At 72.3% G+C, this 13717-nt stretch carries 10 protein-coding genes; 4 read left to right on the forward strand and 6 right to left on the reverse strand.

Annotated elements, in window-relative coordinates; translation table 11 throughout:
* Positions 1-56: 56 nt before the first annotated feature.
* Positions 57-2438, reverse strand: coding sequence for a collagenase (locus tag O7595_RS07085; RefSeq protein ID WP_269727874.1), 2382 nt, complete (start codon positions 2436-2438; stop codon positions 57-59).
* 209 nt (positions 2439-2647) lie between these two features.
* On the opposite strand from O7595_RS07085, the gene O7595_RS07090 reads away from it, so the two are divergent.
* A complete protein-coding gene (locus O7595_RS07090; RefSeq protein ID WP_269727875.1) occupies positions 2648-4033 on the forward strand; it encodes an aminopeptidase P family protein in 1386 nt (461 codons plus the stop codon).
* Positions 4034-4066: 33 nt separating this feature from the next.
* On the opposite strand, the gene O7595_RS07095 is transcribed toward O7595_RS07090, so the two are convergent.
* Both O7595_RS07095 and O7595_RS07100 read right to left on the reverse strand, forming a co-directional pair.
* A complete protein-coding gene (locus O7595_RS07095; protein ID WP_269727876.1) occupies positions 4067-4465 on the reverse strand; it encodes a RidA family protein in 399 nt (132 codons plus the stop codon).
* Entirely contained in the window at positions 4462-5604 is a 1143-nt protein-coding gene (locus tag O7595_RS07100) for an acyl-CoA dehydrogenase family protein (protein ID WP_269727877.1), read from the reverse strand. Before O7595_RS07100 ends, O7595_RS07095 begins: the two co-directional genes overlap by 4 nt.
* Before the next feature lie 145 nt (positions 5605-5749).
* Between O7595_RS07100 and O7595_RS07105 the strand changes: the two genes are divergently transcribed.
* Together O7595_RS07105 and O7595_RS07110 are read left to right on the forward strand one after the other, a co-directional pair.
* Positions 5750-7390 carry an AMP-binding protein gene (locus tag O7595_RS07105; RefSeq protein ID WP_269727878.1) on the forward strand — a complete coding sequence of 547 codons (1641 nt, stop codon included), beginning with the start codon at positions 5750-5752 and terminating at the stop codon, positions 7388-7390.
* A gap of 4 nt (positions 7391-7394) precedes the next feature.
* Positions 7395-8210, forward strand: coding sequence for a PaaX family transcriptional regulator (locus O7595_RS07110; protein ID WP_269727879.1), 816 nt, complete (start codon positions 7395-7397; stop codon positions 8208-8210).
* Positions 8211-8455: 245 nt separating this feature from the next.
* Here the strand turns inward: O7595_RS07110 and O7595_RS07115 are convergent, their stop codons facing one another.
* Both O7595_RS07115 and O7595_RS07120 read right to left on the reverse strand, forming a co-directional pair.
* Positions 8456-10939, reverse strand: a complete 2484-nt coding sequence (locus O7595_RS07115) for a bifunctional salicylyl-CoA 5-hydroxylase/oxidoreductase (protein ID WP_269727880.1) — start codon at positions 10937-10939, stop codon at positions 8456-8458.
* Complete coding sequence (locus tag O7595_RS07120) at positions 10936-11763, reverse strand: enoyl-CoA hydratase family protein (protein WP_269727881.1); 828 nt, start codon at positions 11761-11763, stop codon at positions 10936-10938. Before O7595_RS07120 ends, O7595_RS07115 begins: the two co-directional genes overlap by 4 nt.
* A gap of 258 nt (positions 11764-12021) precedes the next feature.
* Between O7595_RS07120 and O7595_RS07125 the strand changes: the two genes are divergently transcribed.
* Complete coding sequence (locus O7595_RS07125) at positions 12022-12471, forward strand: ATP-binding protein (protein ID WP_269732405.1); 450 nt, start codon at positions 12022-12024, stop codon at positions 12469-12471.
* Positions 12472-12630: 159 nt separating this feature from the next.
* Here the strand turns inward: O7595_RS07125 and argF are convergent, their stop codons facing one another.
* A complete protein-coding gene (gene argF, locus O7595_RS07130) occupies positions 12631-13638 on the reverse strand; it encodes an ornithine carbamoyltransferase (RefSeq protein WP_269727882.1) in 1008 nt (335 codons plus the stop codon).
* Positions 13639-13717 lie beyond the last annotated feature (79 nt).

Genomic DNA, 13717 nt, shown 5'->3' on the forward strand with positions numbered 1-13717 from the left:
CACATTGCCATGTGCCGGGGAAGGAAATCGCGTGAACGGGTTCGTCCCCGCCCGGCTCAGCTGCGCAAGGGTCCCTCGCAGCGGTAAGTGGACGTACCCGCACGTCCGTTGGTCCAGATGTCGACCGGACCGAAGGAGCAGTTCATGTCGGCGAGATTGGTCGAGGCCGCCCCGGCGCGGTCGAGGATGAAGTAGTCCACCGTCTCGGACATGTCCTTGAAGACGAGGTCCGGGGAGGTGGAGTCGGTGAGGTTGGCGGTGATCCGGCCGGTGCAGGTGAAGCGCCGCTTTCCGGGGTCGTCGTTCTCCGTGCAGACGGGATGGGACTGGGTGGCGGCGACGAAGGACTCCCGGACCGCTTCGGCCGAGGCGTCCCTGAGGCGGTCGTTGGGTATGTAGGTGGTGTTGGGCACGAACAGCTCGTCCACCTTGGCGATCTGGGCGTCGAGGAAGGCGTCGTAGGCGCGCTGGAGTGCCGGGTCGCCGCCGAGCCGGCCGCGCCAGGCGTCGAAGCCCGCGGGATCGTCCGCCCGGAGCAGACCGTACATCTCCCGCAGCAGTGACGGTCGTTCGGTCCAGAGGAACTCGAAGAAGGTGCCCGCGTAGTCGTAGAAGCGGAAGCCGTCTCCGTCGTAGGTGGCGTGGAGGAGCTGGTTCACGGTCATCCGGGGGCCGCCGCCGGCGGTGTCGTCGATGACGCCCTGGACGAGGGACCTGCGGACGGCCATGCCGTCGTCGCGGGTGGCGCCGTCGAAGAACTCGGCCGTGCCCTCGTCCATGGCGGTGGTGCGGTCACCGCTGTACCAGGGGCCTTCGCCGAAGTACCCGGGTACGGCCCAGCGGCCGTTGAGATAGTGGACGTACTCGTGCCGGAAGAGCTCCTCGAGGGTGAGGGAGGAGTCCTGCGGGACCCTGCGCTGGTACGTGTAGAACGTGGCGCCGCGTTCGATGTAGATTCCGCCGTTCGCGGTACCCATGCCCGTGAGGATCGGGTGGTAGACCTCGTAGTCGGCGCGGGAGGCGTAGAGCACGATGTTCAACGAGGTGTTGGTGTCGCCGGCGAGCGGGGCCTCGGCGCCGAGCACACGGTGGAACTGTGCCTTGACCTGCTTGCTCGCGTAGTAGAGCTGGTCGACGGTGGCGTGGTCGAGGCCGGTGCGGACCTTGATGGCGCCGTTGTCGTAGGTGAAGGTGCGGGGGAATATCAGGCGCTCGATGTCGTCCTTGCAGACCGCGTAGGGCTTGCACGCCCCGTAGAAGGTGAGCCAGGAGACGAGCGAGGCCCAGGGGCGGCTGCCGTCGCCGAAGTTGGCGCGGGCGACGGGCAGCAGGGCGCCGAGGTCGGGGACGATCCCGCTGTTGAGGGCTTCGATCTGGCCGAATCGGCCGTACTCGCTCAGCGCGTCTCGCACGACCCACTCATTGACGGTGCCCTTGAGGTGGGTGTGGCCGGCGAAGGCCCGGAAGGCGGCGCGGTAGGAGACGTTACCCGTGACGACGTTGTGGAAGGCGGTGTCCTTGTTGCCGGGATGGACGCCGAGGTAGTTGACGGAGAGGGCGGCGAGCGCCGCGCCGCCCCAGGAGGCGTCGTCGTACTGGCCCTTGTGGTACTTGTCCATCGTGGCGAGGACCTTCTTGACCAGCCCGAGCTGGCTGTGCCGCAGGCCGGGGGCGCTGGCGGTGTAGAGCGCCTCCCGGAGGGTCTCGGCGTTGGTCCGGGTGACGTCGAAGGTGCGGGTGGCGGTACCGAAGTCGTTGACCGCGCGTCGCAGGACCTCTGTGGTCGGGATGTCGGTGATGTCGATCTCGGGGCGTGAGAAGTCGTGGTAGGCGACGGCGTGGAGGAAGGTGAACATCTCCAGCAGGTGGGTGCCGTTGGTGCCGTTGTGTGGGGCGGCGAGTGAGGATATGCGCCGGCCCACGGCCTGGACGTGGGCGTCGGACATGACCGGGGCGAGGCGGGCGTCCCAGTTCCAGACGAGTCCGGAGAGGCAGCCGTCGGCGGTGACGGCGGGGTCGGCGAGGAAGTCGGCGAGCTGCTGGGGGCCCAGGCGGGTGAGGCCGTCGAGGGTGCAGGGGACGCCGGCGGCGGTGCGGGTGTCACTGCTCCGGGCGGTGTCGGTGCGGGTGGACGCCGGGCCCTGGCGGCCCGGGGTGCGGCCCTGGACGAGGTCTCCCGGAGCGGGGGCGGGGGCTGCGGCGGGTTTGGGGGCGTGCGCGAGACGGTCGACCTCGTCGTGGGGGTTCGCGCCGTGGGCGGCGGGGGCGGCGGGAACGGACCGGCCGGTGAAGGCGGCGGGCGCGGGACGGGCCGCGGGATCGCCGGGTGCGGCGGCGTGCGCGGTCTGGCCGAGCGGAGCGAGCAGGGCGGCGGCGACCGCTGCGGCGAGCAGAGGTCTGCGCGGGGATCCGGGCAGCGTGGGTCGAGGCTGGGACACCGGTGTCTCCTGTGTGGGAGGTGGCTGGGGGGTGAGTCAGCGGTGCGGTGGTCGCGAACTCCGTTGCGACACCAGGAGGATTGGCCGCATCCGAAGCAGCGCGATGTGACCCGTAACATAGTAATGTGAAATTGCACTGACAACCCCTCAGTACCGCTCCGTAGGCGCGGATTCGGGGATTCACGGATTCCAGGACTCGAGGAGTCGAGATGGCCGGCAGTGACCCTCTCCCCCAGCGCCTCCGCACCGGCAGCCACGACCTGCCGGTTTCCGCGGAGTTGGCGGCGTTCATGACCGGGTGCTGGGCGGAGCGCACGTTGCCCACCGATGCCCGCGTCGCGGCCCGTGACATGACGCCGGTGCGGCGGGCCCGGCTCTCGGCCCGCTTCCCCGGTGAGCGGCTGCTGGTTCCGGCCGGGGAGGTGAAGGTCCGCTCCAACGACTGCGACCACCGCTTCCGCCCGCACAGCGCGTACGCCTGGCTGACGGGACTGACCGGCGAGGACCAGCACGGCCATGTGCTGGTCCTGGAGCCGTCGGGTCCGGGCGGCGGGCACGAGGCCGTGCTGTACGTCCGCCCCCGGCCGGTGCGGGCCGCCGGTGACGACACCTTCTACCGGGACCGTCGGTACGGGGAGTTCTGGGTGGGCCGGCGGCCCGACCTGGCCGAGGCCGAGCGGTTGACGGGCGTCCGGTGCGTCCACCTCGACGATCTCGGGCTGCTGCCTCCCGGCCGCGACGCCGCGTCCGATCCCGTGCTCGCCGCGGCCCTCGCCGAGCTCCGGCTGGTCAAGGACCGCTGGGAGATCGGTGAGTTGCAGCGTGCCGTCGACCACACGGCGGCCGGTTTCGAGGACGTCGTCCGTGCGCTGCCGCGTGCGCTCGCCCATCCGCGCGGTGAGCGGCTGGTCGAGGGGGTGTTCGGGCTGCGGGCCCGGCTGGAGGGCAACGGCACGGGCTACGAGACCATCGCCGCTTCAGGCGCGCACGCGTGTGTGCTCCACTGGACCCGCAATGACGGCCGTCTCGACCCGTCGGAGTTGCTGCTGCTCGACGCGGGTGTCGAGACGGACACCCTCTACACGGCGGACGTCACCCGCACCCTGCCGTTGTCCGGCCGCTTCTCGCCCGTGCAGCGGCGGGTGTACGAACTCGTCCTCGCCGCGCAGGAGGCGGGCATGGCCGCGCTGCGGCCGGGAAGCCCGTTCCGCGACTTCCACCGCGCCTGCGTGCGGGTGATCGCGGAGGGTCTGGCGGACTGGGGGGTGCTGAAGGACCGGGAGGGCGACCTCCACCGCCGGTACACGCTGTGCAGCAGCGGCCACATGCTGGGGCTCGACGTGCACGACTGCGCCCGGGCGCGTGCCGAGGCGTACCTCGACGGGGTCCTGGAGGAGGGTCAGGTGCTGACGGTGGAGCCGGGTCTGTACTTCCAGCCCGACGACGGGACACTGCCGCCCGAGTTGCGTGGGATCGGGGTGCGCATCGAGGACGATCTGGTGGTGACGGCGGACGGGGCGCGGCTGATGTCGGGGGCGCTGCCGCGTGTGCCGGAGGCCGTCGAGGCGTGGATGGGTTCGCTGCTGGAGGGCTGACGCCGGGCGGCCCGCTCCGGCGGTCGACGGGGGTCAGGGCAGTACGGCGACTCCGTCGAGTTCGACGAGGGCTTGTTCGTCCCAGAGGCGTACGGCGCCGATGACCGCCATGGCGGGGTAGTCGCGGCCGGCGAGCCGGTGCCAGACGCGGCCGAGTGCGCCGGCGTGGCGGCGGTAGTCGGCGACGTCGGTGGCGTACACGGTGACGCGGGCGAGGTCGTGGGGGGTGCCGCCGGCCGCGGCGAGGGCGGCGAGGAGGTTGGTGAGGGCCGTTTCGAACTGCTCGACGAGCCCGTCGCCGGTCACCTTGCCGTCGGCGTCGAGTGCGGTCTGGCCGGCGAGGAAGACCAGGCGGGAGCCGGTGGCGGCGACGGCGTGGGAGAACCCGCCGGCGGGTGACAGCCCGGGCGGGTTGATCCGTTCGAGGCTCATCGGGTGGTCTCCTCCGTGCCGGCGGTGGCGTACAGCTCCTTGGCGATGATGCCGCGCTGGACCTCGCTGGCGCCTTCGTAGATGCGTGGGGCGCGCACTTCCCGGTAGAGGTGTTCGAGCAGATGGCCGCGCTGGAGTGCGCGTGCGCCGTGGAGTTGTACCGCTGTGTCGACGACGTACTGGGCGGTCTCGGTCGCGAACAGTTTGGCCATGGCGGAGCGGCGTGGCACGTCGGGGGCGCCGGCGTCGTAGGCGCAGGCGGCGGCGTGGACGAGGAGCCGGGCGGCTTCGGTCCGGGTGGCCATGTCGGCTGCCTGGTGGGAGACGGCCTGGAGGTTCTTGAGGGGGCCGCCGAAGGCGTTGCGGTGTGCGGTGTGGTGGAGGGTGGCGTCGAGTGCGGCCTGGGCCATGCCGACGGCGAAGGCGCCGACGCTCGGGCGGTAGAGGTTGAGGGTGTCCATGGCGACGCGGAAGCCGGCGCCGGGCCGGCCGAGGACGTCGTCGGGGGTGACGGGGACGCCGTCGAAGGTGAGGGCGCCGATCGGGTGGGGGGAGAGCATGTCGAGGGGGCGGCCGGTGAGGCCGGGGCGGTCGGCGGGGACGAGGAAGGCGGTGATGCCGCGGGCGCCGGGGGCTTCACCCGTGCGGGCGAAGACGGTGCAGAAATCGGCCTCGGGGGCGTTGGAGATCCACAGTTTCTCGCCGGTGAGGCGCCAGCCCGGGCCGTGCGGTTCGGCTGCGGCGTGGAGGGCGAGCGCGGCGGCGTCGGAGCCGGCGCCGGGCTCGCTGAGGGCGAAGGCGGCGACGGCGCGGCCCGCGGCGACGGCGGGCAGCCAGCGGTCGCGCTGGGCGGGGGTACCCGATCGGTGGAGCGGGTGGGCGCCGAGTCCCTGGAGGGCGAGGGCGGTCTCGGCCTCGGTGCAGCCGTGGGCGAGGGATTCGCGCATCAGGCAGAGATCCAGTGCGCCGGCGGTGAAGAGTCGTGCCAGCAGGCCGACTTCACCGAGTGCGGTGAGGAGCGGCCGGTTGACACGGCCGGGTTCGCCCTTGTCGGCGAGGGGGCGCAGTCGTTCGGTGGCCAGGGTGCGCAGTTCGGCGCACCAGGCGGTCTGTGCCGGTTCGAGCGAGAATGCGGGCATCCGATTCCCCACTTCCTGCGGCCGGATGACGGGGTGGGTGGCGCGGTTGAGCGGTGGCCTCGTGAAGCACGTTATCGCGGACTGTTGACTGTCGTCACCATCACGCTACGCTCATTGCGCGACCCCACCACGACAAGGGGGCGAAGTGGTGCTGACACCCTCGGCCGGCTCGGAGCTGACTCCTTCGGCTCATCACGACACGTTCGCGCGGGACCATCTGCCGCCGCGGGAGCAGTGGCCGCGGTTGCTGTTCGGGTTGCCGGAGCTGCGGTATCCGGAGCGGCTCAACTGCGGCGGGGAGTTGCTGGACGCCACGATCGAGCGCCACGGGGCCGGCCGTCCCGCGTTCCGGGACGGCGAGGGCGCCGTCTGGACGTACGGGGAACTGCGGGAGCGGGTCGACCGGATCGCGCATGTGCTGATCGGTGAGCTGGGCGTGGTGCCCGGCAACCGGGTGCTGCTGCGGGGCCCGACGACGCCGTGGCTGGCCGCGTGCTGGCTCGCGGTGATGAAGGCGGGTGGGGTGGCGGTGACGGTGCTCGCCCAGCAGCGGGCCCGGGAGCTGGCCGTCATGTGTGACATCGCACAGGTGACGCACGCGTTGTGCGACGTCCGCTCCATGGACGATCTGGTGAAGGCGGAGGTGCCCGGGCTGCGGGTCACCGCGTTCGGCGGGGACGGGCCCGACGATCTGCTGCGGCTGGCGGAAGGCGGTCCGGCCGTGTTCCGGGCGGTGGAGACGGCGGCGGACGATGTGGCGCTGATCGCGTTCACGAGCGGGACGACGGGCCGGCCGAAGGGGTGCATGCACTTCCACCGGGATGTGCTGGCCGTTGCCGACACGTTCTCGGCGCGGGTGCTGCGGCCGTCGCCTGACGATGTGTTCGCGGGGAGCCCTCCGCTCGGTTTCACGTTCGGTCTGGGCGGTCTGGTGGTGTTCCCGCTGCGGGCGGGAGCGTCGGCGCTGTTGCTGGAGCAGGCGGGACCGGGTCAGTTGCTGCCGGCGATCGCCGAGCACCGGGTGTCGGTGCTGTTCACCGCGCCGACGGCGTACCGGGTGATGCTGGACGGTGTCGGCGGCCACGACGTCTCCTCGCTGCGGCGCTGCGTGTCCGCCGGGGAGAACCTGCCGGCCACGACCTGGCAGGCGTGGCGGGAGCGGACGGGGCTGCGGATCATCAACGGCATCGGGGCGACGGAGCTGCTGCACATCTTCATCTCGGCGGCGGACGGGGACATCCGGCCGGGGACGACGGGCGTTCCGGTCCCGGGTTGGGAGGCGCGGGTGGTGGACGGGGACTCCGGGGAGCCGGTGCCGGACGGTGAGCCGGGGCTGCTGGCGGTGCGGGGTCCGGTGGGCTGCCGCTACCTCTCGGATCGGCGGCAGGGCGTGTACGTGCGGAACGGCTGGAACCTGACGGGTGACACGTACGTACGGGAGCCGGACGGGTGGTTCCGCTATGTGGCCCGCGCCGACGACATGATCATCTCGGCGGGGTACAACATCGCGGGCCCGGAGGTGGAGGACGCTCTGCTCGCGCATCCGGACGTGGTGGAGGCGGCGGTGGTCGGCCGTGCCGACGAGCTGCGGGGCCAGATCGTGGCGGCGTACGTGGTGCTGCGGGAGGGTGCGGCGCGCGACGAGGCGGGGGCCGAGGCGCTGCGGGAGTTCGTGAAGACGCGTCTGGTGCCGTACAAGTGTCCGCGGGCGATCGTCTTCATGGACGCGTTGCCGCGCACGCCGACGGGGAAGCTGCAACGGTTCAGGTTGCGGGGCCTAGAGTGATCACGTGGCCGAGCAGCACACTCCTCGTTCCCTGATCGTCACCCTGTACGGCGCGTACGGACGCGAGTCGGCGGGGCCGTTCGCGGTGGCGGAGCTGATCCGGCTGCTGGGGGCGGTGGGGGTGGACGCCCCTTCGGTGCGATCGTCGGTGTCGCGGCTGAAGCGGCGGGGGCTGCTCGTCCCGGAGCGGACGGGGGCCGGGGCGGCGGGCTATGCCCTGTCGGCCGACGCCCGGCAGCTGCTGGACGACGGCGACGAACGTATTTTCGGCCGCCGTGCGGCGTTGCTGTCGGACGGCTGGGTGCTGGCGGTGTTCTCGGTGCCGGAGGCGGAGCGGCACAAGCGGCATCTGCTGCGGTCGCGTCTCGGCCGGCTGGGGTTCGGCACGGCTGCGCCGGGGGTGTGGATCGCGCCGGCACGCTTCTACGAGGAGACGCGCCACACGCTGCGGCGGCTGCAGCTGGATCCGTACGTGGACCTGTTCCGGGGCGAGCATCTGGGGTTCGCGGCGACGGCCGAGGCGGTGGGGCGCTGGTGGGACCTGGCGGGGGTGGCCAAGCAGCACGAGGAGTTCTTGGACGCCCACGGCCCGGTGCTGCGGGCGTGGGAGTCGCGTGGGGAGACGCCGGCGGAGGAGGCGTACCGGGACTACCTGCTGGCGCTTGATTCGTGGCGCCGGCTCCCGTACGCGGACCCGGGGCTGCCGGCGGAGCTGTTGCCGGAGGACTGGCCGGGTGGGCGTTCGGCTGAGGTGTTCTCGGGGTTGCACGAGCGGCTGCGGGACGCGGGCGCGGGGTACGTCCGGCCTGACGGCGGGTGAGCGGTCCGCGGTTGCGGAGGTTCGCCGCCGTCGCCGGCCGGGCCCTGCGCGGGCGGGTCGTCCCGACGGCCCGCGTCCGGCCGCGTCGCGGCGGTAGGCGGTAGGCGGTAGGCGGTAGGCGGTAGGCGGTAGGCGGTAGGCGGTAGGCGGTCACGGTACGGCTGCCGGTTCTCGTTCGGGATGCGGCTGCCGGTTCTCGTTTTCGGGATGCGGCTGCCGGTCCCGTTGCCGCCCGGTCCGGTGGGTCAGGGCTTCGGTGTCCCGGTGAGGGTCAGGCGCGGCTTGGGGGCGTCGGTGCGGCCGGTCGGGGGTGTGCGGCTGCCGGCCCGGTAGGGCGCGGGCCAGGGTGCGGCGGGGCCGGCGTAGCCCTGCTCGGCGGCGGCGTGGAGCGTCCAGTGGGGGTCGTACAGGTGGGGCCTGGCCAGGGCGCAGAGGTCGGTGCGGCCTGCGAGGAGGAGGGAGTTGACGTCGTCCCAGGAGGAGATCGCGCCGACGGCGATGACGGGGACGCGGAGGGTGTTGCGGATGCGGTCGGCGTAGGGGGTCTGGTAGGAGCGGCCGTACTCGGGGCGTTCGTCGGGGACGACCTGGCCGGTGGAGACGTCGATGGCGTCGGCGCCGTGGGCGGCGAAGGCGCGGGCGATCTCCACGGCGTCGTCGGCCGTGGTGCCGCCGGCGGCCCAGTCGGTGGCGGAGATCCGGACGGTCATGGGCCGGTCGTCGGGCCAGATGTCGCGGACGGTGTCGAAGACGTGGAGGGGGTAGCGGAGGCGGTTGGCGAGGCTGCCTCCGTAGGCGTCGGTGCGGTGGTTGGTGAGGGGGGAGAGGAAGCCGGAGAGGAGGTAGCCGTGGGCGCAGTGGAGTTCGAGGAGGTCGAATCCGCTGTCGGCGGCGCGGCGGGCGGCGGCGGCGAACTGGTCGCGGACGAGGGTCAGTCCGGCGCGGTCGAGCTCGTGGGGTGTCTGGTTGACGCCGGGCCGGTACGGGAGGGGTGAGGCGGCGACGAGGGGCCAGTTGCCGTCGGGCAGGGGCTGGTCGATGCCTTCCCACATGAGCCGGGTGGACCCTTTGCGTCCGGAGTGGCCGAGTTGGACGCCGATGGCGGTGCCGGGTGCCTGTTCGTGGACGAAGTCGGTGACGCGGCGCCAGGCGGTGGTGTGCGCGTCGGTGTAGAGGCCGGCGCAGCCGGGGGTGATGCGGCCTTCGGCGCTGACGCAGACCATCTCGGTCATGACGAGTCCGGCTCCGCCGAGGGCCCGGGCACCGAGGTGGACGAGGTGGAAGTCCCCGGGGTTGCCGTCGTCGGCGGAGTACGTGTCCATGGGTGAGACGACCACGCGGTTGCGCAGGGTCAGCCGGCGAAGCCGCAGGGGTGTGAACATGGGCGGGGTGCCGGGCGGGCATCCGAAGTCGTCCTCGACGGTGCGGGTGAAGGCGGGGTCGCGCAGCCGGAGGTTGTCGTGGGTGACGCGGCGGCTGCGGGTGAGGAGGTTGAAGGCGAACTGGCGGGGTGGCTGGTCGAGGTAGGTGTGGAGGTCCTCGAACCAGCGGAGGCTGGCGGCGGCGGCGCGCTGGGTCGATTCGACGACGGGGCGGCGTTCGGCCTCGTAGGCGGTGAGGGCGTCGGGGAGGCCGGGGTGCTCCTCGATGCAGGCGGCGAGGGCGAGGGCGTCCTCGACGGCGAGCTTGGTGCCGGAGCCGATGGAGAAGTGCGCGGTGTGCGCGGCGTCGCCGAGGAGGACGGTGTTGCCGTGGGACCAGCGTTCGTTGACGACGGTGCGGAAGGCGGTCCAGGCGGAGTTGTTGCCGCGGAGGGGGCGGCCGCCGAGGGCTTCGGCGAAGATCTTGGCACAGCGTTCCGCTGACTGCTGCTCGTCGCATTCGTCGAGTCCGGCGGTGCGCCAGACCTCTTCGCGCATTTCGACGATGACGGTGGACGCTCCGGTGGTGCGGGGTTCGCCGGGGTGCTCCGTCTGCGGGTGGGGGTCGGGTTCCGGGCGCTCGAAGGGGTAGCCGTGGAGCTGCACGACGCCGTGTTCGGTCTCGGCGATGTCGAAGCGGAAGGCGTCGAGGGCGAAGTCGGCGGCGAGCCAGATGTATCGGCAGCGGTGGGTGGTGATGCGGGGGCGGAAGACGTCGGCGTGCGCGGTGCGGGTGGTGCTGTGGACGCCGTCGGCGGCGATGACGAGGTCGTGGTGGGCGGCGAGTTCGGCCGCGGGTGGGGCCGGGGTGCGGAAGCGCAGCTTCACGCCGAGTTCCCGGCAGCGGTCGTGGAGGACACGCAGGAGGGTGTGGCGGCCGAGTGCGGCGAATCCGTGTCCGCCGGAGGTGAGGGTGTGGCCGCGGTGGACGATGTCGATGTCGTCCCAGCGGACGAAGGCGCGTTGGAGTGCGCGGTGGACGGTGGGGTCGGCGTGTTCGATGCCGCCGAGTGTCTCGTCGGAGAGGACGACTCCGAAGCCGAAGGTGTCGTCGGGGGCGTTGCGTTCCCAGACGGTGATGTCGCGTGCGGGGTCGAGGCGTTTGAGGAGTGCGGCGGCGTAGAGGCCGCCGGGGCCACCGCCGACGACGGCGACTCGCAGGGGGGCGCTGCGGTGTGCTGCCCGGTCGGAGCCGGGGAGGAGGCGGGGGGCGTCCGGAGCGCCGGGCGTGCCCGGTGGGACCGATGTGCCCGAAGGCGTGGTGCCGGACGGGAGCGGGGCGTCCGGGGCGCAGGGCGGCGGGGTCATCGTCCCTGCCAGTTCGGGGCGCGCTTCTCGGTGAAGGCGGCGTGGAACTCGGCGTAGTCCTCGCCGTTCATCAGCAGGGCCTGGGTGGCGGCGTCCAGCTCGACCGAGGCCGCGAGCGGCATGTCGAGTTCCGCGGTGAGCAGGGCCTTGGTCTGGGCGTGGGCGAGGGCGGGTCCGTCGGCGAGGCGGCGGGCGAGGTCCGCGGCGGCCTTGTCGGCCTGCCCCTCCTCGGTGAGTTCGCTGATGAGTCCGATGCGTTCGGCCTCTGCGGCGCGGACGGGTTCGCCGAGCATCAGCAGCCGGGTGGCGTGGCCGAGGCCGACGACGCGGGGCAGCAGATACGCCGCGCCCATGTCTCCGCCGGAGAGCCCGACCCTGGTGAAGAGGAAGGAGAACCGGGCGGTGGGGTCGGCGACGCGGAAGTCGGCGGCGAGGGCGAGGACGGCCCCGGCGCCGGCGGCGACGCCGTGGACCGCGGCGATCACGGGGAAGGGGCATTCACGCAGGGCGCGCACGACCTGGCCGGTCATCCGGTTGAAGTCGAGGAGCTGGGCGGTGTCCATGGCGAGGGTGGCGCCGATGATGTCGTCGACATCGCCTCCGGAGCAGAAGCCGCGGCCCTCGCCGGCGAGGACGAGGGCGCGCACGGAGCGTTCCCGGGAGAGTTCCGCGAGCAGGTCGCGCAGGTCGGCGTAGGCGCCGAAGGTGAGCGCGTTGAGCTTCTCCGGTCGGTCGAGGGTGACGGTGGCGATGCCGTCCTGCCTGGTCAGGCGGATGTGGCGCCACTGCTCGGTACGGGGTGCGGAGCTGGGAAAGGGGCTCATGGACGTGTGGCCTCCCTCGGTGGGCGCGTCGCGTCCCACGTGTGCCTGCCACCCGAATTTATCACTCTTGCGTGACTCCCGTCACGAGAGCGCGATAACTCTCGGGGCGTCGCGGCTCGGTGAAGGTCCTGTCAGGGGTGTGGCACAGCCGCCGGGGAGCGACCGGGGCATACCGTCGCACCCGATTCCGTCTCGTAAGGTTGAAACCAGTACCAGACGCAGTACCGGCCGCATGCGGCCGTGATCGGAATCAGAGCCTTGCCCCACTCCCCCGGAACCGCCCCCGCCGCCGAGGCCACCGGCCTCTGGCGGATCGCGCTGCCGCACACCACCGCGGCGGTACCGATCGCCCGTGCGCTGGTGCGCACGGCCCTGGCGGACGTCGAGGACGGGGCCGACTGCGACACGGCGGAGCTGCTCACGGCGGAGCTGGTCGCCAATGCAGTCGAGCACACCGACGGCGTCAGCACGATCGAGCTGGCGGTGGAGCTGCTGCCGGAGGGCTGCCGGGTCGAGGTGCACGACCCCGACCCGTCCCCGCCCGGCCGGCTGTCCGACCCTCCCCCGCACCCGGTGCCCGACCCGTGGCAGGAGCACGGCCGCGGGCTGCTGCTCGTGCGCACGCTCAGCGCGGCCTGCGGACACCGTCCGACCGCGCGGGGGAAGGCCGTCTGGTTCAGACTCCCTGGGGCTCCCGCCCGGGCGTGAGGTCTCGTGCCGGCCGAAGGCCCGGACGGGGTCGCTCCGGTGCCGGCGAGGCGACGCGCTCGCCGAGGGTGGCCCGGGGGCCGGGCCTTGTGAGCCGGGACCCCACCCGAACGGGAGAGTCGCCGGCCAGGGCCGCATACGCCCCCATCGCGCGTACGGCTACCCGGCCGCGGCCATGGTCGCCACGAGGACGGCCTTGATCGTGTGCATCCGGTTCTCGGCCTCGTCGAAGACGACCGAGTGAGCGGACTCGAAGACCTCGTCGGTGACCTCGAGCTCGGTGAGGCCGTGCCGTTCGTGGAGCTCGCGGCCGATACGGGTGCCCAGGTCGTGGAAGGCGGGCAGGCAGTGCAGGAACTTGACGTCCGTGTTGCCGGTGGCGCGCAGGACGTCCATGGTCACGGCGTAGGGGGCGAGGGCCGCGATGCGCTCGTCCCACACCTCCTTGGGCTCGCCCATGGAGACCCAGACGTCGGTGGCGACGAAGTCCGCGCCGGCGACGCCCTCGGCGACGTCCTCGGTCAGGGTGATCGTCGCCCCGCTCGCCTCCGCGGCCGCGCGGGCCGCGGCGACGACGTCGTCGGCGGGCCAGTAGGCCTTGGGGGCGACGATCCGCACGTCCATGCCGAGCAGGGCTCCCGTGACCAGGTAGGAGTTGCCCATGTTGAAGCGGGCGTCGCCGAGGTAGGCCAGGGCGATCGAGGTGAGGGGCTTGTCGCTGTGCTCGGTCACGGTGAGCACGTCGGCGAGCATCTGGGTGGGGTGCCAGTCGTCGGTGAGTCCGTTGAACACCGGGACCCCGGCGTACGCGGCGAGCTCCTCGACGGCCTCCTGGCTCTCCCCCCGGTACTCGATACCGTCGAACATCCGGCCGAGCACGCGTGCGGTGTCCCTGACCGACTCCTTGTGCCCCAGCTGGGACGCGGCCGGGTCGAGATACGTCGTCGACGCGCCCTGGTCGGCGGCGGCGACCTCGAAGGCACAGCGGGTGCGGGTGGACGTCTTCTCGAAGATCAGCGCGATGTTCTTCCCGCGCAGACGCGGCACCTCGGCTCCGGCTCGCTTGGCGGCCTTGAGCTCGGCGGCCAGGTCGACGAGGCCGCGGAACTCCTCGGCCGTGAAGTCGAGCTCCTTGAGGAAGTGGCGGCCTTCGAGTTGTGTCGCCATGGTCGGCTGCTCCTGGATCGCGAACGGGACAATGGAATTCTATACATGCTCCCGTATTGCTATACGACAGGGGGCGGGT

Source organism: Streptomyces sp. WMMC940, assembly GCF_027460265.1.
GTDB lineage: Bacteria > Actinomycetota > Actinomycetes > Streptomycetales > Streptomycetaceae > Streptomyces.